Origin of the sequence: Streptomyces sp. 5K101, from assembly GCF_046506645.1 — a bacterium.
GTDB lineage: Bacteria > Actinomycetota > Actinomycetes > Streptomycetales > Streptomycetaceae > Streptomyces.
This window is the reverse complement of sequence record NZ_JBKFFO010000038.1, coordinates 1-22,155: the sequence shown is the minus strand read 5'-3', so window position 1 is coordinate 22,155 and position 22,155 is coordinate 1. Positions and strand designations below refer to the sequence as shown.

Annotated in this window: 24 protein-coding genes and 3 pseudogenes; 17 read left to right on the top strand and 10 right to left on the bottom strand. The window is 70.5% G+C overall.

The features are described 5' to 3' along the window. Positions 1 to 5 precede the first annotated feature (5 nt). Positions 6 to 221: pseudogene (locus ACLB9X_RS33245) on the bottom strand (transposase); the annotation flags it as partial. Between the two features lie 134 nt (positions 222 to 355). Then, complete coding sequence (locus ACLB9X_RS33240) at positions 356 to 727, bottom strand: hypothetical protein (protein ID WP_410364154.1); 372 nt, start codon at positions 725 to 727, stop codon at positions 356 to 358. A gap of 266 nt (positions 728 to 993) precedes the next feature. On the opposite strand from ACLB9X_RS33240, the gene ACLB9X_RS33235 reads away from it, so the two are divergent. Beyond that, positions 994 to 1,563 carry a GNAT family N-acetyltransferase gene (locus ACLB9X_RS33235; protein ID WP_410364153.1) on the top strand — a complete coding sequence of 190 codons (570 nt, stop codon included), beginning with the start codon at positions 994 to 996 and terminating at the stop codon, positions 1,561 to 1,563. A gap of 49 nt (positions 1,564 to 1,612) precedes the next feature. Beyond that, positions 1,613 to 2,725 carry a transposase gene (locus ACLB9X_RS33230; RefSeq protein WP_410364151.1) on the top strand — a complete coding sequence of 371 codons (1,113 nt, stop codon included), beginning with the start codon at positions 1,613 to 1,615 and terminating at the stop codon, positions 2,723 to 2,725. A gap of 84 nt (positions 2,726 to 2,809) precedes the next feature. Here the strand turns inward: ACLB9X_RS33230 and ACLB9X_RS33225 are convergent, their stop codons facing one another. After that, entirely contained in the window at positions 2,810 to 3,541 is a 732-nt protein-coding gene (locus tag ACLB9X_RS33225) for an ATP-dependent DNA ligase (protein WP_410364149.1), read from the bottom strand. Further along, a complete protein-coding gene (locus tag ACLB9X_RS33220) occupies positions 3,489 to 3,815 on the bottom strand; it encodes a hypothetical protein (protein WP_410364148.1) in 327 nt (108 codons plus the stop codon). Before ACLB9X_RS33220 ends, ACLB9X_RS33225 begins: the two co-directional genes overlap by 53 nt. 265 nt (positions 3,816 to 4,080) lie before the next feature. On the opposite strand from ACLB9X_RS33220, the gene ACLB9X_RS33215 reads away from it, so the two are divergent. The 7 genes from ACLB9X_RS33215 (at position 4,081) to ACLB9X_RS33185 (ending at position 7,896) form a co-directional block, all read left to right on the top strand. After that, complete coding sequence (locus ACLB9X_RS33215) at positions 4,081 to 4,335, top strand: hypothetical protein (protein ID WP_410364147.1); 255 nt, start codon at positions 4,081 to 4,083, stop codon at positions 4,333 to 4,335. Beyond that, complete coding sequence (locus tag ACLB9X_RS33210) at positions 4,332 to 4,706, top strand: PIN domain-containing protein (RefSeq protein WP_410364146.1); 375 nt, start codon at positions 4,332 to 4,334, stop codon at positions 4,704 to 4,706. The genes ACLB9X_RS33215 and ACLB9X_RS33210 overlap by 4 nt, the downstream gene beginning before the upstream one ends. A gap of 65 nt (positions 4,707 to 4,771) precedes the next feature. Beyond that, positions 4,772 to 5,347: a DciA family protein gene (locus ACLB9X_RS33205; RefSeq protein WP_410364145.1), complete on the top strand. Its 576-nt coding sequence runs from the start codon at positions 4,772 to 4,774 to the stop codon at positions 5,345 to 5,347. A 137-nt stretch (positions 5,348 to 5,484) separates the two neighbouring features. Next, on the top strand, positions 5,485 to 6,102 hold the full coding sequence (locus ACLB9X_RS33200) for a hypothetical protein (RefSeq protein ID WP_410364144.1): 618 nt from the start codon (positions 5,485 to 5,487) through the stop codon (positions 6,100 to 6,102). A gap of 121 nt (positions 6,103 to 6,223) precedes the next feature. Further along, a complete protein-coding gene (locus ACLB9X_RS33195; RefSeq protein ID WP_410364143.1) occupies positions 6,224 to 6,532 on the top strand; it encodes a phage holin family protein in 309 nt (102 codons plus the stop codon). Continuing rightward, complete coding sequence (locus tag ACLB9X_RS33190) at positions 6,508 to 7,182, top strand: DUF3618 domain-containing protein (protein ID WP_410364142.1); 675 nt, start codon at positions 6,508 to 6,510, stop codon at positions 7,180 to 7,182. Before ACLB9X_RS33195 ends, ACLB9X_RS33190 begins: the two co-directional genes overlap by 25 nt. A 93-nt stretch (positions 7,183 to 7,275) precedes the next feature. After that, complete coding sequence (locus ACLB9X_RS33185) at positions 7,276 to 7,896, top strand: YihY/virulence factor BrkB family protein (RefSeq protein WP_410364141.1); 621 nt, start codon at positions 7,276 to 7,278, stop codon at positions 7,894 to 7,896. 347 nt (positions 7,897 to 8,243) lie between these two features. Here the strand turns inward: ACLB9X_RS33185 and ACLB9X_RS33180 are convergent, their stop codons facing one another. Both ACLB9X_RS33180 and ACLB9X_RS33175 read right to left on the bottom strand, forming a co-directional pair. Further along, positions 8,244 to 8,642, bottom strand: a complete 399-nt coding sequence (locus ACLB9X_RS33180; RefSeq protein WP_410364140.1) for an ATP-binding protein — start codon at positions 8,640 to 8,642, stop codon at positions 8,244 to 8,246. 316 nt (positions 8,643 to 8,958) lie between these two features. Beyond that, entirely contained in the window at positions 8,959 to 9,378 is a 420-nt protein-coding gene (locus ACLB9X_RS33175; RefSeq protein WP_410364139.1) for a heavy metal-responsive transcriptional regulator, read from the bottom strand. An 82-nt stretch (positions 9,379 to 9,460) separates the two neighbouring features. On the opposite strand from ACLB9X_RS33175, the gene ACLB9X_RS33170 reads away from it, so the two are divergent. Continuing rightward, positions 9,461 to 9,913: a hypothetical protein gene (locus ACLB9X_RS33170; protein WP_410364138.1), complete on the top strand. Its 453-nt coding sequence runs from the start codon at positions 9,461 to 9,463 to the stop codon at positions 9,911 to 9,913. Positions 9,914 to 10,001: 88 nt separating this feature from the next. Here ACLB9X_RS33170 and ACLB9X_RS33165 read toward each other — a convergent pair whose 3' ends face one another. After that, a complete protein-coding gene (locus ACLB9X_RS33165) occupies positions 10,002 to 12,677 on the bottom strand; it encodes an ATP/GTP-binding protein (protein ID WP_410364137.1) in 2,676 nt (891 codons plus the stop codon). A gap of 205 nt (positions 12,678 to 12,882) precedes the next feature. Between ACLB9X_RS33165 and ACLB9X_RS33160 the strand changes: the two genes are divergently transcribed. Beyond that, positions 12,883 to 13,158, top strand: a complete 276-nt coding sequence (locus tag ACLB9X_RS33160) for a hypothetical protein (RefSeq protein WP_410364136.1) — start codon at positions 12,883 to 12,885, stop codon at positions 13,156 to 13,158. Here the strand turns inward: ACLB9X_RS33160 and ACLB9X_RS33155 are convergent. Next, positions 13,122 to 14,189, bottom strand: coding sequence for a zeta toxin family protein (locus ACLB9X_RS33155; RefSeq protein WP_410364135.1), 1,068 nt, complete (start codon positions 14,187 to 14,189; stop codon positions 13,122 to 13,124). The two genes, ACLB9X_RS33160 and ACLB9X_RS33155, sit on opposite strands and share 37 nt — an antisense overlap. A 163-nt stretch (positions 14,190 to 14,352) precedes the next feature. After that, positions 14,353 to 14,931, bottom strand: a pseudogene (locus ACLB9X_RS33150) (zeta toxin family protein); the annotation flags it as partial. A 461-nt stretch (positions 14,932 to 15,392) separates the two neighbouring features. Here ACLB9X_RS33150 and ACLB9X_RS33145 point away from each other — a divergent pair. Beyond that, the gene (locus tag ACLB9X_RS33145; RefSeq protein WP_410364134.1) at positions 15,393 to 15,848 is read left to right on the top strand and encodes a hypothetical protein; all 456 of its coding nucleotides are present in this window, start codon (positions 15,393 to 15,395) and stop codon (positions 15,846 to 15,848) included. A 65-nt stretch (positions 15,849 to 15,913) separates the two neighbouring features. After that, positions 15,914 to 16,957: a DUF6292 family protein gene (locus ACLB9X_RS33140; protein ID WP_410364133.1), complete on the top strand. Its 1,044-nt coding sequence runs from the start codon at positions 15,914 to 15,916 to the stop codon at positions 16,955 to 16,957. A gap of 13 nt (positions 16,958 to 16,970) precedes the next feature. Here the strand turns inward: ACLB9X_RS33140 and ACLB9X_RS33135 are convergent, their stop codons facing one another. Beyond that, positions 16,971 to 17,702, bottom strand: coding sequence for a DNA polymerase thumb domain-containing protein (locus tag ACLB9X_RS33135; RefSeq protein ID WP_410364132.1), 732 nt, complete (start codon positions 17,700 to 17,702; stop codon positions 16,971 to 16,973). Positions 17,703 to 17,720: 18 nt separating this feature from the next. On the opposite strand from ACLB9X_RS33135, the gene ACLB9X_RS33130 reads away from it, so the two are divergent. The 4 genes and pseudogenes from ACLB9X_RS33130 to ACLB9X_RS33115 all read left to right on the top strand — a co-directional run bounded on the left by ACLB9X_RS33130 (position 17,721) and on the right by ACLB9X_RS33115 (position 21,930). Then, positions 17,721 to 18,947 carry a hypothetical protein gene (locus ACLB9X_RS33130; protein ID WP_410364131.1) on the top strand — a complete coding sequence of 409 codons (1,227 nt, stop codon included), beginning with the start codon at positions 17,721 to 17,723 and terminating at the stop codon, positions 18,945 to 18,947. Between the two features lie 642 nt (positions 18,948 to 19,589). Continuing rightward, positions 19,590 to 19,835 (top strand): annotated as a pseudogene (locus tag ACLB9X_RS33125) (TniQ family protein); the annotation flags it as partial. A gap of 219 nt (positions 19,836 to 20,054) precedes the next feature. Further along, the gene (locus ACLB9X_RS33120) at positions 20,055 to 20,978 is read left to right on the top strand and encodes a hypothetical protein (protein ID WP_410364130.1); all 924 of its coding nucleotides are present in this window, start codon (positions 20,055 to 20,057) and stop codon (positions 20,976 to 20,978) included. Position 20,979: 1 nt separating this feature from the next. Beyond that, positions 20,980 to 21,930, top strand: coding sequence for an RNA-binding protein (locus tag ACLB9X_RS33115; protein ID WP_410364129.1), 951 nt, complete (start codon positions 20,980 to 20,982; stop codon positions 21,928 to 21,930). Positions 21,931 to 22,155: the final 225 nt, after the last annotated feature.

Here is a 22,155-nt window from a genome sequence, read left to right as displayed (position 1 = left end):
TGGGGTTACTGGCGAGCGGCGGAGAGGCGGCCGTCGAAGGTGATGTCGAAGGCGTTCAGGGCGGTCTTCCAGCGCATGGTCCAGCGGGCCTGGCCCTTGCCTGTGGGGTCGAGCGACATGATGGCCATGTAGACGCACTTCAGGGCGGCGGTCTCGTTCGGGAAGTGCCCACGGGCCTTGACCGCCCGCCGGATCCTGGCGTTCACGGACTCGATCGCGTTCCGCCTCCAGCTCGCTGATGGCGGCCCGGGTCCGCTCGAGCTGGTACGCCTGGTACTCCTCCACGACGCGCAGCTTCTGGAGGCGCGACAGCTCGGGCATGGTCTCGGACATGGCGATGCTCGTCTGGTGTGCGTCAGGCGGCCGTGTCGACGTTGGCGACGGGCGCCGCGGCCAGCAGGGTGGCCTGCTTCAGCCGCATCCGCTCCTCGAGACGCTTCTCAGCCTCCACGGTCTCCCAGTGCGGGTGCGCAGCAATACGGACCGCCAGGTCCGTGCACTCCATCCGCAGACGCTTCACCGCCTGCTTCTGCTCCTCAGTCCATCCGGGGCTCGGCTCCCGCCCGCCGGTCACTTCACCGGTGTGCGGGTGCTCGGTCCCGGGCCAGCCGTCCATGGGCTCCACTGACCAGGGCAGGGTGCGGCACAGGGCGGCGAGCTCTGCTGTGGCCTGGTGCAGGCGGGTTTGAGCGGCCAGGAGGTCATCGGGGAAGTCGCTGTCGGCCATGACGACACCATACGCCTGTTCGAATTTGTTGACCCGCGGCCGGGCCGCGGGTCGTCAGCCGGCGGCGGGCGTCGTGCCTTCGCCGAACGGCGGCACGTCGTCTGTGGTGACGTCTAGGAGCGTGGGTCAGTAAACAACTCCTGGAATGCCGAGCCTCGCGGGAGTGGGGCTGTCGGGCGCTGCTGTTGAAAAGGCATGGCTGGCGGGCAGTCGTGATGCGAAAATCAGTCCGCATCTTGATCCACATCCGCGTCCCGGAGGTCCGCATGGACGTCGCCTCGCTGCTGCCGTTGACCACGGCCCGGTTGTCACTGCGTCTGTTCACTCCCGGCGACGCCGACGACCTGTACGCCTACCAGAGCCTGCCAAGCGTGGCACGCTACTTGTACCGGCCGGCGCACACGCAGGAGCGCAGCGAGCAGGTTGCCGCCGAGCGCGCGGCGCAGACGGCCTGGCGCGCCGACGGGGACAAGCTGGCGCTCGCTGTCTGCCGACGCGATGAGCCCGGCGTCCTTGGCGAGGTGAGCCTCGCCCTGGCCGATGCCCGCGCCGCCCAGGCCGAGATCGGCTGGACTCTCGATCCACGTCACCAGGGGCACGGCTACGCAACCGAGGCGGCCGCGGCGCTGGCCGGGTTTGCCTTCGACACGCTGGGCGTGCACCGGCTCTACGCACGGCTGGATGTGGAGAACACCGGGTCTGTGCGGGTCTGTGAGCGCCTCGGGATGCGTCGGGAGGCGCACCTGGTCGAAAACGACCTCGACGGGGATCGCTGGGGCAGCGAGTACATCTACGCGGCGCTGGCCGCGGACATTGGCGGTCAATCAAGCAGTTGAGCCCGACGCCGCCTCCTGTTCGTGATCTTCCGTATGGAAGAATCCTGGTATGTCTGGTGGGGATGGCCTGTTCGAGGTGGATCCGGCGGCGGTGGTTGAGCCGCAGACCGCGCCGACGGTGCCGGTGAAGAAGACGTTCCGGGTGTTCGTCCCCGATCAGATGATGTTGCTGCCGCCGTCGCTGGATGAGTGGTTGCCGCAGGACCATCTGGCGCGGTTCGTCGCCGAGTTGGTCGACGAGGTCCTGGACCTGGCCCCGATCCTGGCGTCCTACACCGAGAAGCGCGGGTTCCCGCCGTATGACCCGCGTCTGATGGTCCAGCTGTTGATCTACGGCTACACAACCGGGGTGCGCTCGTCGCGGGCGATCGAGCGCAAGTACACCGATGATGTGGTCTTCCGCTACCTGGCCGCCGGGGCCAGCCCGGATTACCGGTCGATATCCAGGTTCCGGGCCCGGCACCTGGACGCCCTGGCCGGGATCTTCACCCAGTCGCTGCACCTGGCGCAGAGGAATGCGGCGGCGCTGGCCATGGATCTCCTTCGCCAGGATCGTAACCCTGGCATCAGGGACTCCACGAAACTGGGTGCAGCTCAGAACAGCGACGGGGCCTACATCCAGGCCTACAACGCCCAGGCCGTCGTGGACGGCGCGCACCAAATCATCACCGCCGCCGATGTGACGACGAACCCCTCGGACGTGCTGAACTACACCATGATGCTCGACCAGTCCGCCGCGAACACCGGTATCCATCCCAAGCAGGCGCTGGTCGACGCAGGGTACTGCTCCGAGGCGAACCTCGCGGCCGCGGCCGACCGCAAGGAAGAGCACGGCACCGACACGTTCATGGCCACCGGTCGTCTGACCCACGACGAGCAGGTCAGCGCCGCACCGCGCGGGCGCATCCCACAGGACGCCACGGCCCGTGAGCGCATGGCCCGCAAGCTGCGGACCAAACCCGGCCGCGCCGCCTACAGCCGCCGCAAGGCCATCGTCGAACCCGTATTCGGCCAGATTATGACCTGCCAGGATGGCCGTGAACTGCTCCTGCGCGGTGCGAACGGGGCCCGTGGCGAATGGCGACTGCTGGCGGCCTGCCACAACCTCCGCAAGATCTTCCGGTACGCCGGAACCGCCGGGCTGGCCGCCGCCCGAGCCTGACGGCCCGGACAGAGCCCCCTGAACAACGGCCCACCGAGCCCACCACTGCGGCACCGGGCCCGAACAAACGGCCGCGACCGGCCATCAGCCGATCCACAACCGCTCGTCGGCTGGGCCATTACCGACCCACGCTCCTGGGCGCAGGCGCACGTAGCGCAGTGGGTGGCGCCAGGCGCCGCGGTCGATGGCGGTGTCGGCACTCACCTCCGCGACGACGATTGGGAGGACAAGAATCGGGTCGAGGACCTCGCGGCTGCCCCAGGTGACGCTGAACTGCACCCCGGTCCACGGATGCCCGGGGCCGGAGGTGGTGAGGTGGTCGGCGAGCTGCCGGGCGGCATCCGGCCGCAGCGGCGTGGTGCGGCCCACCGGGCGCAGCCGGTGGTCGGTGTCGTAGCGTCCGAGGACGAGGAGTTGCGGCCGGGCCAGGCTGCCGGTGACCGCGCCGATGACGGCCTCGGTCGTCTCGCGGCGCCGGACCTTGAACCAGGCCCGGGCACCCGGCACATACCGCTGCCGAAGCCCCTTGATGACGACGCCTTCCACACCCGGGACGCGGGTCCACGAGGTGAGCCACTCCTGCGCGAGCGCCGGGTCGGTCGTCATCGGGCACAGCGTCCACGGCGGCGTCAGACCGTGCTCCTGGAAGAGGTTCTCCAGAGCATCGCGGCGCCGCTGGTACGGCTCGGTGAGCAGCTCTTGGCCGTCGGCCTGGAGGACGTCGAAGGCGATGAAGTGCGCCGGCATCCTGGTGGCCAGGTCGTCAACGGTGCGCGCGCCCGACACCGCGCGGCGCTGCAGCGCCTCGAACGACAACCGGTCCCCCGACCACACCACCAGCTCGCCATCGAGGACCAGGCCGTCCGGACTGCCGCGCCGCGGCGACCAGATCGGGGAAGTGCCTTTGGATCAGGCTGCCGCGCCGCGACTGCAGCAGCACCGCACCGCCGGCACGGTTGGGGGTGAACAGCAGGGCGCGGTAGCCGTCGAACTTCGCCTCGAACGCCAGCCCACCGGGCAGCACGCCCGGTCCCGGCACCGATTCCCGGGCCTGGGCCAGCATCGGCTCCACCGGAGGACGCAGCACCATCGATCCGCCCTCGGTCAGGGCGGCGGCATGTCAGCCCGGGATGTCCCGAGGATCGCCGCCGTACGTGTACTCGCTCGCTCATGTCCTGTCTACGACTGCGCCCACCCGCCCGCGACCCAGCCGGCCAAGATCACCGCAGCAGGTCCATCGGCTCGGCGCTCCTTCCTCGGCCACCGTGAGGCCCGGCGCCGATCGGCTACCCGCCGCGCCACAAAGGAGCGCGAGGGGCGGACTGATGTGTTCTACCGGCGGTAGAATCGTCGCCATGAGTAAGCCGACGAGTATCAAGACCAGCGAAGAGGTGCGCGACAGGCTGCGCATCCTCGCGGACGAGCGCGGCACCACGATCACGGAGCTGCTGGAGGAGCTCGCTACCCGCGAGCTCACGGCTGCCGAGCGGGAGCAGCGCGCCCTCGAGGCGGCTTCGGAGCTCGGCGTCGAGTACACCGAGCAGGTCGAGCAGGCCGGCCAAGACGCCTGGGCGAAGATCCGCGCCCATCAGGGCAGCGCCGCCGCATGAATGTGACGGCCGTCCTGGACCACACCGCGTTGACCGCCCTCTATCGGGCGGACCCGTTCTTCACCGGCCTGTACATCGAGGCGTCGCGAGGCACCGGTCGCGTCCTGGTCCCGTCGCTGTCCGTCCTCGCTGCCGAGCGTCAGGTTGCAGGAGCGGGCAAGCACGCCGCGTCGCTGCGCTTCGCGGAGAACGTCCCCTTCAGCACAGAGCACGCCGTGGATGCGATGGACTGGAGAAACGTGGACTGGCCAGTGGCTCACGCGGCGGCAATCGCCTGGCAGGCGGTCAAGGCGGGTGAGCCGCTCACGGTTTTGTCACTTGAGCCCGATCTGTACGCGGGAACGGGCATCACCCCGCTGAACCCGACCTGATCGCATCGCATCCACAGGCCGGCGCCCCTCGCGGCCTCGGCCGCCGGCCGGTAGATGGAAGGGGCGTGGTGACCACCCTGAATGAATCCGATCAGCCTGCCCGGACCGAGGATCTTGCTGCCGCCACCTTGAGAGCGGCGAAGGAAGACGCGCGACGCCGTGGGGCCGCCGCCTCCAGGCGCCGTATCGCTCCCACACGGGGCCGGTGGCGGCGCAACAGCTCACCGGTGCTCATCGGCAAGGCACTTGCCGATCTGGTGGAGCGAAAGTCCGGCTGGCTCCCCGTCTCTCCCGTGGTGGTCTCCCTGTGGGAGGAAGCGGTTCCCCAGATCGCTCGGCACGTCTCCATCACCCACTTCAACGAGACGACCGGCGCACTGCACGCACGCGCCGATTCGCAGGCATGGGCTACACAGATGCGTCTTGTCGCGTCGAGGCTGATGTCGAGGCTCAATCAGATCTTTGGCCCGGCTGGCATCGGTCCCATCCGCAGTCTGTGGCTGCGCCCAGCGGCAAACAGCTCCTGCCGCTGCCCGTCCCTGAATCGGACCACCAGCCAGGAGAGACACAGAGGCCACCTGCTCTTCCCCGTGCCTTCGTACACGCGAGGGCCTCAAGGCACTCTACTGAAGACCTGGTGATCGCTGCCGCCGTCGCTCGCCAGGCCCAACAGGCAATGACTGTTTTGCATGGACACGTGGGGTACTCGCCCTCCTGACGTGAATCCGGACGAGCCGACTCCGTCGGCCGTTTTCGGGCACCGAAGGAGGAATGGCTTATGAGCGACGGCGGTCGTGTTCAGCAGACGGGGCAGGCGGCGAAGGAACAGGCGTCGGCCGCGGCCGATCGGACCGGGCAGGCGGTCGGTGAGGTCGCCGGTACTGTGGCCGAGCAGGCCAAAGCGGTTGCCGGTGAGGCACGCCAGCAGGCAGGCAGTGCGATACGTGATCTGCGGCAGCGCGCGGTGGACGAGGGCCAAGGGCAGATGGAGCGTCTGGCCACAACCGTGCGGCAGTGGGCCGATGATCTTGCCGGGATGGCGGAGAACGCCTCGGGTGACTCCCCGGCCCGCAGCCTGGCAGCCCAGGCCGCCGACGGGGGCCGTCGCGCGGCGGACTACCTGGAAAAGAACGGTGTGCAGGGCCTGATAGGCGATCTGCAGGACTTCGGGCGCCGGCGGCCGGGGGCGTTCCTGGGCGGGGCGGTGCTGGCCGGTCTGGTGGTCGGCCGCCTGGCCAAGGCCGGCACCAAGGCCGCCCAGTCCCCCCAGCCTCCGCAGCCGCTGCGGGAGGAGAGCAGCCCGCTGCCCAGCGGCGCCGTGCGGCCGCTGCCGGAGGAGAGCAGCTCGCTGCCCCCCGGCACTGCGCCGGGTCTGCCCGCTCACCCGGGGGTGTGAGATGTCATCGATCTCGCCTCAGCCTCCTGCGGGTGGAGCGGACGGCCCAGGCCGGGACCGCTCGGTCGGCGAGCTGTTGTCCGCGGTGACCTCGGACGTGCAGACGCTATTCCGTCAGGAGGTGGAGCTGGCCAAGACGGAGATCCGTGAAGAGGCCACCAAGGCCGGCAAGGCCGCCGGAATGTTCGGAGGCGCCGGTTTCGCCGGATACATGGTGGCGCTGTTCCTGTCGCTCGCAGCGGTCTTCGGCCTCTCCAATGTGATGGACGCCGCCTGGGCGGCCTTGATCATCACCGCCGTATGGGCGGCGATCGCGGCCGTCCTGTACGCGATGGGCCGCACCCGGATGCGGGAGGTCTCCCCGAAGCCCGAACAGACCGTAGAGACGCTGAAAGAGGATGCGCAATGGGCACGTCACCCGACCAAATGAGGGCCCAGATCGACACCACCCGGGAACGGCTGTCGCAGGACGTCGACCGGCTTGCCGACCGTGCCAGCCCCGGACGGATGGTGCGCCGCCGCAAGCAGCGGGTGCGCGGTGCGATGTCGGGGCTGCGTGAGCGCGTCATGGGAACCGTGACCGACTCCGCAGGGACAGCCCGTGGCCGAACCCAGCAGGCCACCGAGTCGGTGAAAGAGAGCGCGGGCGAGGCCGCGGACACCGTGCGCCAGACGGCCGAGCAGGTCGGTGACACGGTCGGCAGGGCACCAGAGCAAGCCATGCGGCAGACGCAGGGAAACCCGCTCGCCGCCGGGCTGATCGCCTTCGGCGCCGGGCTGCTGACCGCTTCACTGCTGCCGGTCTCCGAGGCCGAGCAGCAGGCAGCCACCCAGCTCTCCGAAAGTGAGGCTGTCGAGCCCGTCAAGCAGGCGGCGCTGGAGTCGGCCCAGCAGCTGAAGGAGGACGCCACCGAGACCGCCAAGCAGGCAGCCGGGCAGGTCAAGGACACCGCCACCGACGCCGCCCGTACCACCAAGGAGGAAGCCGGCGACCAGGCGGCGCAGGTGACCGATCAGGCCCGCCAGTCCGGACAACAGGTGGCCGGTGAAGCACGCGGGCAGAGTTCGGGACCCGCCTGACCTCTTGCATGACAAGGGGGGAAGAGACTGCTGCGCAGACCGGGCTCCTCCTTCCCCGGCCTGCGCGGCGGACACCGAAGGAGGAGGGTGACCATGGCCAGGAAGCCACAAGACGACGCAGGTTCCGGGCGGGGAAGGCGGCAGCCTGCGGAGAAGCCCGGCCAGCTGCCCAAGCGGTCGTGGGGTGGAGTGCTCAAGCGCACCATGAGGGAGTTCAAGGAGGACAACCTGACCGACTGGGCGGCCGCCCTGACCTACTACGGGGTGTTGGCGATCTTCCCCGCCCTGCTGGCCCTGATCTCTATCCTGGGCCTGCTGGGCTCTGCGAGCATCAAGCCCCTCATCGACAATTTCGGCAGTCTGGCTCCCGGTGCCGCCCGCGACATCTTCACCAGCATGCTGACGCAGCTGCAGAGCAGCCAGGGCAAGGCCGGCATCGCGCTGCTCATCGGTATCGTGATCGCGCTGTGGTCGGCCTCGGGCTACATCGCGGCGTTCATGCGGGCCTCCAACGCCGTCTACGACATCGGCGAGGGACGGCCGGTGTGGAAGACCCTGCCCACCCGGCTCGTCATCACTCTCGTGGTGGTGGTGCTGCTGGCGCTGGGCTATCGCCGTCCTCCGTACTACCGGGTGTTCACCCGCACCTGCGCGCTCACCCCTGCAGGCTACCGGCCTGGTCCCACGCGGGGCTGGACGCCTACCAGCGGTTGACGGCCCTCACCTGCCCCTCCGCTCGATTCTAGGCTCGGCCTTCACCGAGGACATCACACGGTCGGGTTGCCGCCCGCTCCGGCGGAACAGTTTCGGCAACATTCCACCCGGACGTCGCGCTCATTCTTCTGCAGCACCTCGCCCACGGATCCTGCGCTCAGGGCGGCGAGGTGTGGAACGTGGGCGCCGGTGCTGGCCGGCCAGGCGGCGGAGTTGCCAAGGGCGGTGCCCAACTCCGCCGCTGTGGCCGTGTGGATTGTCGCGGCGAGGTGGTCGGCAGGCTGCTCACCCGGGTTTTCGCTCAGCGCCGTGGTCTGCGGCGCCGGTGGGGCACGGCACGATTGCCGTCACAATCTCCCCCAGAGGGTGAACCTGACCTGCACGTCCACGGACAGGTTCTGCACCAGATGCCAGCCGAAACCGCCCGGCCTGCTCGCGTCCAACGGCACAGGCCGCGGTGGGACTCGGCTGGCGTCATGCACCGCCACTGTCACCGTTCCCGGCCCGGCCCGCAGCCGGAAGCCGGTCACCCCGCCGGCATGCCGCGCCGCATTGGTGAATAGCTCCGACACCACCAGCAGCACCGCGTCCGCCCCGCTCCCGCCGTGCGGCGCGGCCATCGACAGGAAACCGCGGGTGACTTCCCTGGCCTGCTCGGCCGTTCGCAGGCCGCCGTCGTCGAGAGGTTCCTTGTCCGCCTCGGGCGGATGCACCATCGCGTCCTCCGGCGCCTCGGCAATCAGCATCCTCCGTCTGCCTCGGACAGATTGGATCATTCCGGCCATCAGTGGCGGACGATGGAGCCTGAGGAGTTGGCGCGCCGCGTTCGGTCACACCCCAATGTCAAGTACCTCCCACACGGAACGCCGGGGTATTGCATGGGCTGAGGGGCGTAGCCGAGCCGTATGACCAGCTGCACGGCTCCGACTCCGTGGACCGGATCGAGCAGCACCCGCAGTTCGGACCGCTCCACCGGCTGCGCGGCGAGGGAGCTGTGATAGCGATTCTTGAAACGGCCGCTCCCAGCCTCACTCGCTCCGGTGCTTAACGAAGTGGGGAGTTTCACCGAGCGTCGCGCGGGTCGTTGGCCTCGGCCAGGATGGTGCAGATCTCGTCCTCGGTGCAGGCGGCCGGGTCGGTGGCGGCAGCGCGCCGGGCGAGGCCGCACAGTGCCTCCCGGGTGGCGGTCAGTTCGGCGAGGCGGCGTTCGATGTCGGCGAGGTGCTGGTCGATGAGCGCGGTGACGTGTGCGCAGGGGGCCTGGCCGCCGTCGCGCAGGGCGAGGATGGAGCGGATCTCGGCGAGGCTCAGGCCGGCGCCCTGCGCGTCGCGGATGAAGCCGAGCCGGGCCTTGGCCTGCTCGGGGTAGTCGCGGTAGCCGCCGGGGGTACGGGGCGGGACGGGCAGCAGGCCGGCTTGCTCGTAGAAGCGGATGGTCTTGGTGGTCAGCCCGCTGGCCGCCGCGAGGTCGCCGATGCGCATGCCTCCAGGCTACGACTTGACCTTCCAGTGCGCTGGAAGGTCTAGCGTCGTGGCAGGACGACGAGCCGGGAGGATGAGCAGGATGCGGATCACGGTGCTGACGGTTCCGGAGTGCCCGAACGCCCCGCTGGCCCTGGCGCGGGTCACCGCGGCACTGGCGGGCAGGGCGGCGGAGGTGGAGCTGGTCGAGGTCCATGACCAGGAGCAGGCCGCCGCGCGGGGGATGAACGGCTCGCCGACGATCCTGCTGGACGGCGTGGATCCCTTCGCGCCGGCCGTGGCGGTGCCGAGTGTGTCGTGCCGCCTGTACCGGGACGCCGACGGCAAGGTTGCCGGTGCACCGAGCATGCCCGCGCTGCGCGAGGCGTTTCACCGGTTCGGGACGGACGGAGGCTGCCGCACCGGAGGACTGTGTGAGACTGACGCGCTTCATGTCGTCGGGCGGGCCGGGCGGCGCGGGAGCGATGGGTGCCGATACAGGCGCCGAGCTTGGGTGTCAACGGAATCCACCCCAGCCAGCGGCCCATCCTGCTGACGGAACTGAGATACCTCTCCAGCAAGCACCCGAAACCGACAGGTTCGATTCCTGAGCCCGGCAAACCCGCAGCTCAGGATTGCCGGTCTCAGCGCGCGTTGCGCAGGTACTCGCGCCGTGCGGTGACCAGCTCCCGCCAGCGGCTGCGGGTGGCCTGCTCGCCGTCCAGCCACCGCGCCGCGGAATCGCCGCTGAGAGAGTGGTTGGCCATGAAGTGGGCGATGTCGACGTAGTACGCGTAGTCGCCGCCCCGAGTGACGTCGCGCAGGCGGGCGATGGAGGCGGTCACCGCGTCATCGGGGCCGAGGACAGCGTGGTGGAAGCACATCGCGAGCTCGAGCGTGACTTCGGCAGCAGTGAGACCAGAGACGCTGATCTCGGTACGCAGGACGCGGGCACGGTCCTCCACGTCACCGGTGGTGCCGGCGTCGCGTACGAGGGCGGCGATGCGGGTCGTCAGAGTCGTGGCCCGCAGGTCGAGCCCCGTCAGCAGCTGCTCGACGAGATGGAGTTCGTCGTCGGCCTGGCCGGGGTCGGTGAAGGCGACGACGAAGGCACGCTGTGCCTGGGATGTGGCGCGTTCGCCGGCGACGCCGTGCTCTTCGGCCTCGGTGCGGGCTGCCGCGTAGGCGGAGGCCGCGCGGTTCATGTCGCCGTGGGGCCACCAGATGTCGCCCTCGACACGGTGGTGACGGCCATCCCATCCGAGCGTGCGGGCGGTGTCCCACGCGGTGGGGAAGTCGCCGGCGAGACGGGCCAGGTGCGCAAGTCCCCGACGGGCCGCAGGAGCGAGGCGGCCGCCGCCGTCGGCGGCGAGCTGCATGCCCCGGCGCGAGGCCTCGGAGCGGCCGAGGTCGCGCTGCGCCTTGGCCAGGTAGTAGACGGCCATCTCGTGCAGATCGGCGGGAAGCAGCCCGCTGTCGGCGACGGCGGCGAGCCGGTCGGCGGTGCGTTCCCGGTGCTCGTGCTGCCGCCGGGCGAGCGCGCTGAGCAACTCGACCAGGGCGTCAGCGGCTGTCTCCAGCGTGCTGGCCGACTCGGGCCGGGTGGGTGGGGCGAGCGGCTCCCACACGGAGTCGCCCACGTAGCTCCACGCCGCCTCCGCCAGCCACCCCAGCTCGAGGCGGAAGTCGCGGGCGAGCAGCAGGCCTTGGCCCAGGCAGCTGACGAGCAGCACCCGGTCCCGCCCCGTACCGGTGGTCCACTGCTCGCCGAGCGCGGCGAGGGCACGCGTCGCGGCCTGGTGCCAGTCGCGCGGGGACCAGCGGTCGTCGGCCTGGTCGTCGGCGTTGCGCACGGTGGAGCGGATCAGGCCGTGCAAGTGGTAGGGCCACAGACCGAAGGCGTTTTCGCGGACGAAGGGCCGCTCGATCAGCCGCATCGCCGGTGCTTCGTGGGTCATGCCCGCGGCCCGGGTCGCCAGAGCGAGGTCGAAGGCGTCCAGCAGCGCGACGGAGCGCAGGACGTGCCGCTCCTCGGGAGTGAGATCGGACAGGGTCCGGGCGATCAGGGCGCCGAAGTCATGGTCGAAGTCGGCCGGAAGCGGCTCGCGGCCGGTCCGGCGGATCTCGAGAAAACGCATCACCGACAGATCGAGGTAGAGCGGCAGACCGTGGGAGCGGCCGGTGATGACCTGGCGGATCTCAGCGTTGATGAGGGGCTGGCCGTCGCGGGCGAGCCGGCGGGCGAGGTAGTCGTCGCAGTCCTCAGGAGAGAAGTCCCCGACCAGCACCTGCCGGCCACGACTCCGCACAGCCACGGTCGCCCCGGTACGGGCGGTCGGCACGACGGCGGAGGCGGCCAGACCAGGCCAGGCCACCGGCCCGGTGTAGTCGAGCTGGTCCTGCAACGCCGGCTCGGCCCACTGCAGCCGGGAGCGGCCGGTGAGGATGAAGAACGCGTTGGGCATCAGCCACACCACCCGCTGGATGAGGCGCTCCAGGTCACGGTGGGTGCGGTCGCCGACGTCCTCGAAGGTGTCCAGCAGGATCACCGGCGTCACGCGCTTGTCCGCAGGGAGCTGGGCCAGCTCCCACGCCAGCAGGTGCGGATAGAAGGACAGCGCCTCCAGATCGGGCTCGGCCTCCAGCAGATCGGCGAGCCTCGCACACCCGGAGAGTGCGCGGACAGTCTGCCGCCGCTCCCGCAGCGCCCTCGTGAGGGAGCCGGCCACCGCACCAACCGCCGTGCCCACGCTGCCCGGCAGCAGCAGTGCCTGGGCGACGTCCGCGAGAGCGGCCTGCACCTGCTGCGGCATCGCCTTGCCGAACCGGCCCAGCAGCCCGCCGCGGCGCAGGTACTCCTCCAGCGACTCCCCAGGGTGCTGCCGCTCCCAGTAGCGCCGTAGCGCCAGGTCGAAAGCGGGCAGCGGTCGGCCGAGTTCGGCGAGCGCGGCCCGGATCGTCAGCACGAGCTGCTCGAAATCCGTGTTTGCGGAGCGGGCCAGGTCGATGCGTACGGGCAGGATCCGCTCGCCGCTCCAGGTGGGTTCGCCCCACTGGGCGGGCCGGTGCTCGGCGCCGGCGAGCGCGTTCTCGAGTTTGCGGGAGAGTGTGGTCTTGCCGATGCCGCCGACGCCGTGGAACACGATCACCGGGGCTTCGAGGTCCTCGACGTCGAAGCCCCGGTCGGCGGTGTGGCGCAGGTGCTCGGCGAGCGCGGCCGCGATCAATTCCCACTGCAGCTGGCGGTTGGTGAACGCCTCCGCCGTGGACATGCCCCGGTCGTTGCTGCTGAACAGCGCTCGCAGATCTCGTCCCGCCACGCCCACCCCCGCTAGATGATCAACCGGCCCCAACCTACGTCCTGCGGCGGGCCCTTCGGGGACAGCATCCCCTGACTGGTCGGCGCCGCACAGCGTGGCTTCCCGCCCTTCGCGTGGCCGCTGCGGCGGCCACGCTGTCCTGGGGGAGACACCGGTAGGACAATGGCGAGTTCCCGTTCAAGATCAAACAAGGAGGGTGGTCGCCGTGTCCGACCCCGATATCCCCGACTTCTCCGACCTGGAGGGCGGTGAAGAGCAGGCGGCTGAGGACGCCATCCAGGAGGTGGTGAACTGGTACAACGCCCAGATCCTCGCGGAGCGCCGCACACCGGTACCCGACGAGAAGCGGATCGAGAAACTGAAGGCCGACAGAGAGGCCGCGCTGGCTGACGGAGCCCAGCTGGCGACCGCCGACCCGGAGGAGGCCGACCAGATCGCCGCCGCCTACGCCGCTCGGCTGAAGGAGCTCAAGCAGGCGTAGCCCGAGATCCTCTGCAGCACAGGGAGGGGCCAGACGGGCGGATGCGGCCGGTCGAGCCGGGCCGGCTGCACCCCGGGCGGCATCAGGGGCCGGGCGAGCGCGGCGATCTCGTCCAGCTCCTCCCGGTGCCGCGGCAGAGCACGGCGCAGCGCCTGGTGGAGTCGCAGGAATGCGATGGCCTCCGGCTCTGTGTACGGGCGGAGCTGCTCGGCGGCGAGCGCCCACGACGCCCGCCCGGCGCCGCCGGCTTCCTGGCGCAGCAGGGCCTGCCCGTCCCGGCGGATCACCGTCACGGCCGCGATCTGCGGGTGGCGCTCCGCGACGGCGACGACATCGGCAAGCGCGCGGAAGCACGTCTTGTGTCCGGAGCGTGTGGTGAACCGGCCGGTGACGCCGAGCTGCAGCGCCCGTGCGTACCGCAGCGCGGTGGCGAGCCGGCTGTCGGCCTCGCGCACAGCCAGGACGACGAGCTCGACCGGATAGGCGGCGGCAGCGAACGGCAGCGCGCTGTCGAGGAACTCCTCCACGCTGCCGGGGGCGGCCTCGATCAGGACGTCGCCGCGCTGGCGCCGTACATACTCCTCGGCCCGGGCGAACCAGGCTCGGTAGTCGGCGCGGATCGCTGCTCCGGCGTTGCGGGGGTCGTCGCGCAGCAGCTGGAAGTAGTCGGGGTGCGAGACCTTGAAGTCGTCGCCGACAAGCCGGGTTGTGCCGGTCCGCATCGCGCGCCGAACCATTCTGGCGGCCATCAGCTTGCCCGCCCCGGGTTGGCCCAGGACGTAGACGGCGCGCGGATCGTCCCGGCTGATGATGCCGCTCAGGTATGACGGGGCGATCAGCTCGTCGAAGATCCAGCGGTGTTCCTCGGCTGAGAGTCGGTGGTAGTCGACGCCGGGAGTGCGACGGCGTGGCTGGGCGATCCGGCGGACCGGCTCGGCGAGCGCCGCAGCCCGCTCGACATCCAGGTGCGTGCACAGCCAGCCGCTCGTCCTCGGGTAGATCTCGGTGCACCCGCACCCCGGCCTGTGCAAGCTCGCGGTGGAAAACGGACGTCTCCTGGGCGTTCCAGGGCCGGTGCTGCTCGTGCACCACGGCCTTGCCGGCAGCGGTCCGGCGCTGCCACGTGCCGTCGATGAGCTCGTTGTCGTACAGGACGGGGCCGTCACGCCGGACCACGGTGATGCGGTCGGCGAGCTGCTCCGCCTCGATGACCGCTAGCGTCGCTGGCAGCCCCGTCACGCACATGTCGAGGTTGTCCCACGCCACGTACCGCGCGCCTTCGCCGTTGGCGGCCCCGGTCAGAAGGTGGTCCAGGGTTCCGAGCTGGCTCCACGCCTCCGCGGTCGCGACGACGACGATCTCGATCCGGTGTCCGAAGCGCCGGTACGCCCTGGACGAGGCGCGGAACTCAGCGGCGTCGGCGAGGGCGGACTCGACGACGGCGTCGAACCCGCAGGCTCGCACGTGCTCCTCAACCTGCGCCTGCCAGCGGCTCGTATCCGGTCGCACCTTCCGGCCTGCGGTGCGGATGTCGGCGGCCAGGAGCGCGGCGTAGTGGGGGTGCGCGGTCTTGTAGAGGTCGCGGCAGACTCGCACCGCTCCGCCCCGGCGGTCCAACACCGCCTGGATCAGATCGGCGATTTGGGTCTTCCCTGCGCCCGGCTGGCCGCCGACGATCACGACGACCGGCCGGTCCTGGCGAGCAGCGTCTTTCGTCCACGCCGGAAGGATCACCCGGCTCAGAACGTCGCGGCTTTCGTCGTCGGACAGCATGACCGATGCGTCGTCCCTATCTCTCACCGGTTCTCCTGGGTAGCCCACGAGCGCCTTGCTGATCTGCAAGTCGTGCTCTTCGTAAGTGTCTTGGGGTGCTGGCCACCGCCAGAACAATAAGACAACTATACCATATGCACATCACGATCGCGGAATGTGGCATGCCTGAAGGCGTCCGTTGTGCTGCCCGGCTGATGCGTGACGGAGGCTGCCTGGCGATTCGCGGGCACGCAAAAGGCCGGCGCCCAATCCGCCGAAGCGGCTGGCAGGGCGCCGGCCAACCGAAAACACACACTCCGCGGGAGAACCCGAGAGGCGGTCTCGTAAGCGAGTGTATCCGCCCGGCGCCAGAGGAGGTGCACGCTTCCTTGCCGACGGTGACGCAATGGGGGTATTGTTGTCTCGCTGGCGTGTCGTGGCAGCGCGCCAGCACCGAACACACCTCACACCAGGAGCAGCCCATGCCCATCTACCTCGCCCGGCGCGATACAGACCATCACGTCCAGGAGCTCGAGGCCCCCGCCGTCATCGACGCCGCAGGCCGCGCCGCCTCCGACAGCGCACGCCTTGCGTGGCCGGCCTCCGCCGAGGCCGCGTCTGCTGAACTTGCCGAGCTCGCCCGTGACCTGGCCGACGCCGATGTCATCGTGCAGTGGCACTCCGACGGCCTCGTCCTGCCGGACCTCGCCTCGGGCCCGGGCGACACCGCCGGTATCCGCGTCCGCGCCACCGGGCGCGCCCCGCACGCCTTGTACGTCATCACCGCCGCCGCCCTGGTTCCGCTCACCCACGCGGCCGGCGCCTTTGCCTACCTGCGGCCGCTCGTCGACGCCGCCGCCCGCAGCTGCGACGGATGCGGCGCCGAGCCCGGTGAGCCGTGCTTGCCGAACTGCCTGCCGGACCCCTCAACCGCCTGACGCCCGCCCTGGGCGGGGCGCCCTCGCCGGCGCCCCGCCCGCACCGTGATGGAGAAACGAAGAAGATGATCCGCGCCGGACGCCTCAAGTACGCACAGACCATGGCCGACCTGGCCGCCCAACTGGGCATGCCGCTGGGCACCTTCCGCAACAAGAAGCCCCACACCCAGGAAGGGCACCCCGCCCCGATCAGCTCGCCGACCTCGAGGGCGCTGCTGTGGGACAGCGAGCAGACGAAGGCCTTCCACGCCGGCCAGCCCGTACCGGCCCTGCCGGCGGTCGACGACGACGAGGACCTGCTGGACCGCCACGAGGCCGCCGCCGATCTCGGCGTCTCGCCAGCCAGCTGGAACAAGTACAAGAGCGACCCCAAGCTGGCCGAGCACGTTGTCCTCGTCCCCGAACAGGACGGTACGGAGCACTGGCCGCGCCGCGTGGTGCGCGAGTACAAGGCCGACCGGCCCGGCCGCGGCGCCGGCGGCGGCCGCCGCACCGGCAGCGGCGACATGATCCCGCGCGATGAAATCCTGCCCCGGATCGCCCAACTCCTCGACGACAACCCGGCCATCACGCTCATCGAAGTCGCCGACACCCTGGGCATTGCGAAGTTCCCCACCGCACAGGCCGGCCTCGCGCAGCTCCGCGGCCGACGCATCGCCGACCTGATCGAGGCCACCCCCGAACTCACCCCGCTCGAGGCCGCCGAGCACCTCGGCTACCCCACCGTCACCCACCGCGGCGCCGCGACCATCGCCGAGGCTGAACTGCGCATCCGCCGCGCCCGCCCGTACCTGCAGCAGGTCGCCGACGCCCTGGCCGAGGCCGGCGTCGCCGAGCCGGTCCAGGTCGAGGTGCGCCAACTCGCAGGCGCGCACGTGGCGGCCGCCGTCCCGCTTGCCGCCGGCCAGAGTTCCCCGGCGCTGGTGTGGGACGAGCGGTACGGATGGCGCACCGCGACCAGCCGGCGCCACCCGATCGGCAAGGACGCCGGCACCGCTCCGGAAGGCGAGAGCATCCGCTACCTCGGCAGCGGCATCCGGCCGGAGCCGGCCGAGCTGCTCGAGCAGCTCGCCGACGGCCGCAAGGGCTCCAAGCGCCCCAAGGCCTGAAGGCGCGGAAGAGTCACCCGGCCTGGGGGTAGCTCGCCGCGGGGCCCAAGGTGCCGGAGCCGAAGCGGGCGTTGAGCGCGTCGATGGCCCGCTCGGCGCGCAGCCGGTGCTCCCGGTCGGCGTCGAAGGAGAGTTGCTCGCTGGCCGTGGCCGCGTCCACGAGCTGCTCGCAGCGCAGGGCGACCGCCCGTACTCGGGCCCGCTGCAGCCCCAGGGCCCGATACATGTCGTACGCCACGTCACGCAGATCGTCGGTGTGCGCGGACGGCCCGCCGGGCAGCTGGCGGCTGCGGTGAATCTGGGTGCGGTCGGCGAAGGTCACCGTCATGGTCACCGCCTTCGCCGCCTGCCGGCACGTGCGCAGCCGCTCGCCGAGCTCGACCGCCAGCGACAGCAGCGCGGACCGCACCAGCTCCGGCGCCAGAGTGTCGATCGGAAAGCGGCGCTGCGCGGCCGCGCTGTGCGGCAGCTCGGCCGGCACCACCCTGCGCCGGTCAACTCCGCGGGCACGCTCGCGCAGCAGCCGGCCCGCCTTCCCGCCCAGCACCCGCTGCACCGTCGCCTCCGGCAGATTCGCCAGCAGCCCGATTGTGTGCACCCCGTACGTCGTCAGCGTCCGCTCCTGAGCACTGCCGATGCCATGGAGCTCACCGACCGGTCGCGGGTGAAGGAACGCGGCCACCGCCTCCGGGCTGGAGCCGACCAGCGCGAGCGCTTTCCCGACCGCGAGGTCCAAGTTCCGCACCGCACAACCCTGTCGAAGGTGTGGCGGGAGTGGTTCGGGCCGGGCGGAGGCCGCCAGCGGTACGTCCGTTCGGCGGCCGCGGCCGCCGCGGCGTGGCGGCCTGAGGCCACGGTGCATGTCAGCAGGCCGGGGCAGGTGGTGGTCCTCGATACGACGCCGTTGCCGGTGAAGGTGCTGGACGATGTCTTCGCCGAGCCGATCACGGTGCACCTGACGATTGCGCTGGACGCCTGCACCCACTCGATCGTCGCGTTCCGGCTCACGCCGGTGGCGGAGTCGGCGGTGGAGGTGGCGATGCTGCTGCGGGATGTGCTGCTGCCGCTGCCGATGCGGCCGGACTGGGGGCCGGAGACGGAATGGCCCTACCCCGGCGCCCCGGCGGCGCTGGTGGCCGAGCTGGCCGGGCACCCTGTCGCCGGGCTGCCGTTCTTTGCTCCCGAGACGGTGACCAGCGACCATGGCGCCGTCTACAAGAGCCACCACTTCGTTCAAGCCGCGGCGACGCTCGGGATCGATCTGCTGCCGGCCCGGGCGATGCGACCGCCGGATAAGGCCGCCTGCGAGCGGGCCTTCGCCGGGATCCAGTCGCTGCTGCTGGAGCTCCTCCTGGGCTACCGCGGTATCGACATCGCCGACCGCGGCTGCGATCCGGAGAGCGACGCGACGTGGACGCTGTCGGAGATGGAGCACCTGCTGGCCACGTGGATCGTGAAGGTCTGGCAAAACCGGCGGCTCGACCAGTACGCGCCCGCCTGGGATCCGGGCGGCCGACACAGCCCGAACACCCTCTTCACCGCCGCGGCCGCGCGGGACGGAATCTGCCTGGAGATCCCCCCACCGGAGCTGTACTACCAGCTGCTGCCCGTGCACTTCGTACGCATCGACGCCCGGCGCGGCGTGAAGATCGGAGGCCTCTGGTACGGCGCCCGCAGCCCGTCCTCGAACCCCACCGGGGCCGCCTGTCGGGCCGGGGCGGCCGGCACGCGGGGAAGTGGGCCGTGCACCGCGATCCCCGGGACTGCCGCCAGGTCTTCATTGAGCTGGACGGAGCCTGGCACGAACTCTTCTGGAACGGGCTCCCGCCCGGCCAGGAGGTGCCCGCGTTCTCGGACGCCCGCGTTGGGGACGTCCTGCGGCAGGCCGCCAAGGCCGGTCTCAAGCCCCGCAGCGACGCCCAACTCCTGCCAGTACTCCTCGGCTTGGTGGCCGCCAAGACGCCGGTGGATGCCTGGCCGACCCAGATGACCCGGCAGCAGAAGACCGACCGGGCGCGAGAACTCGCGCGGGCCCGGGCCGCAGCCCTCGACCGGCCCGCCCCGGCCCCGCCACCAGAGCCGTCTTTGCAAGAGGCCCGGGCTTTACACCGGCAGGCCACCGCCGCCGTGGAGGCAGACCGACGGCGCCGCCGCATGGCCGCCGTCCCCGTCCCGCCGCCGGCCCCGCCACTCCTGGCCGACTCCGTCAGGGCTAAGAACCTCTTCCTCCTCCCCGACGAAGAGCAGGACGCCCCCGGGGCGGCGGACACTGACTGGGCGGGGGAGAAGTCATGACGCCGGTCGGCATAGGGCTCGGGCTGATGGCGCCTGCTGCGCGGGACCAGGCCGCGGGATGGGACACCTGGCGGCGGGCACGGCGCGGCTTCGCACCGGCGCCGGTGCGGTCGCTCGGGCAGTGGCGGGTGATGAGCGCGCGCGAGCGATCCGCCTATGACCTGCACCGGATGGCCACCCATGCCAACCTCCCGCTCCTGGACACTCCGATGAGCCAGCGGGTCGACCGGCTGCTGAGCGCCCGGCTCCGCACCAACGCCTTCAGGCCCGGGACGACGTTCCCCACCCATCACGTCGTCCGCCTCGACGACAACCGAGCCCGGCAGACGGCCACCGTCTGTCGCCTCGGCCTGCCCGAGGTTCACCGCTCACCCTCGCGACGCAGGCTCCGAGCTATCCCCCTCTGCACCCCGTTTACCTGGGACGACACCAAAGCTATATCGACATGGCCAACGACGGCTGGGTCTTCACGGCATTCAGCCGGTACTGCCCCGACTGCCTGGCAGACACCGCCGATCTTCCCGGCGGGTCGGTCTGGCGGGGCTCGTGGCGCCTCCCGCACACATTCCTCTGTACACGCCACCATCGCCTTCTCGACTGGAGGTGCCCCAGTTGCCAGGCACCTGCCTTCTCCAACGGCTACCGGGCCGACGGAAGATGGCGACCCACCCAGCTCATCCCGTCACCGCGTAGCAGCCTCCACCCGGCGCAATGCCGCCATCGGTCCGGCACCGGTCGGGACCCGGCATGCGCCCACCAGCTCGACCATCCTTCCCCCACCGGCGAAGGGCCTACCGAGGCGATGGTGCACGCTCAACAACGGCTGACCGCAGCCGCCCGCTCCATGAACGGGCAGGAGGTCGAAAGCCTGGGCGGGCCTACGTCACCCCAGCGGTTCCTCAACGACGTCCGTGCCACTACGCTCGCCATCTGCAGCACCTGGCCGGCCGCGGCCGAAGTCCTCATCAGCGCCGAGCACCTGGACGAGGTCGCCGCTCACGCTGAGACTCTGAATCGAGCACCCGCCGAAAGAGCCGGACCTCAAGGAGACGGCTGGCTGGCTCGCTCCGTCGACCACCCACCTGGCGAACCACTGCGGGCAGCCGCCCTGATGGCCGTCGTCGTGCGGATCCTCGACGACCTGCGCGGCAAGACAGTCCTTGCCCGCGTGCTGTCCCGGCTCCCCTCCAGCCGTGCCGGATACCGACGGCTGAAGCGCCTCGCCCCACACTGCTCACCCGGCATGAACGCCGCCATTGGCGAGAGCACCCACCTGCGTCACGGAACTGTCGGTCCGCCCGCGCTCTTCCCCCAGCCTCCGACCCACCGGGGCCTGCTCGACCCGAAGGACATCCCGCAGCTCCTGCCGGATGCCTGGGCCTGGCCACTGGACGAACTGAACGGGCCCGCAAGACAACTGCGCCGAGACGCCGCGATCCGTCTCGTCCAGATGACCCGTGGCGGATCCCGCGCTGCGGCTGCCCGCTACCTCGGCATCACCCCCGGCGCCCTCCAGTCCGCGACGGTCACCATCCGCACCTGGCAGAAGATGCCAGGCAACGCGGACGCCTACCAGGACGCACTTCACCGCATCGCCGAAATCGCCGCCATCACCGAGGCGCCCTCCTCGACGAGGCTCACCGCTCCTGAGGGCGGCCGCCCCCCGACCGCGGAATCGGGACCGAGACCTACGCTGGGCACTTCGTCCGCCCCGTCCGAGGAGTAGCGTGCCGCCGTCCTTCGTTCACCGGATCACCAAGTACGACCCCGCCGACCGCGACGTGCACGGCCACTACACCGGCGCCGAGGACACAGTCAACGACCACGGACCTGTCGAAGCGGCATACCTGGCGGCGATCGCCGCCTTCGCGGAGGCATCGGGCATCGACCGGTTGGAGATCCGCGAACCTACGGTCACCGGCTTCGTCCACTTCGGTGTGGAGCCGCCGGTTGATGGGCACGGCCTCGGCGGGCTCTTCCCGCCCGACCTCACCGGCTACCACGACGGGGCCGAGGTCTCTCTTCCGGTCGCCCTGGAACTGGTCCGGGCCATGCTGCGCGACCAAGGCGCTTGGTGCCGACTGGAGGTGGGGGATTTGTTTACCGTGCATGTCGGGTGGGACCAGTACGTGTACGTGGGCAGCGACCGGCCCTGCGCGGACGCCGTGGCCCGTACACGGGAACTCGGCCTCTTCCCGGAACCGCTAACGGCCTCGCCCTACGCGGCCGAGGTCGACGAAGCGGAAGTGACGGAGCCGGCCGACGAGCACTTCTGGATACGCGTGCACACCGCGCTGGCCTCACAGCATGCGCTACTCCTCGAGGAAAGCTACGTCCGCGGCGCCGCACGCTGGCACCGAATCACACCGAAGAACCTCAACACAGTGCGCGCCGGTCTCGGCCCGCGCGCATTGCTGACCGTCTGGCCCGACCTGACCCCGAACGTCGGCGCCGTCCTCGCCGCATTGCCCCAGGAGGAGGCCATCCAGTTCGTCTGGGAAGCGCAGGACGGGACGATCAGCCATGCGATCGTCGACGACACCGACTACCAAAAGCTCACCGTCCACGTGGCCGATGCCCGAGCCGCCTGCGTCCTGCCTCTGTCCCTCGCCGAACACCGCCCACTGCTCTGTGCTGCCCTGCCAGACAGCGACGGTGTACTGCGCGCCCGGTGGTAACCCGGTTCGCGCGCCACGGGCGAGCCAGCAGGTCTTGTGCATCGAAGTTGTCCTGCCAGACCAGGTGTCGTGCTCGGTCACAGGAACTGACCCGGCCACTGAGTGGGCGGTTCGTGAGTTGATGTCCGTTCCGGACTTGGTTACCGCTTCTTGCTGAAGGTGCCGGGCTCGGCCTCGGTGAGGATTCCTATTGCGACCAGGCGTTTCATCTTGGCGCGGGTGCGT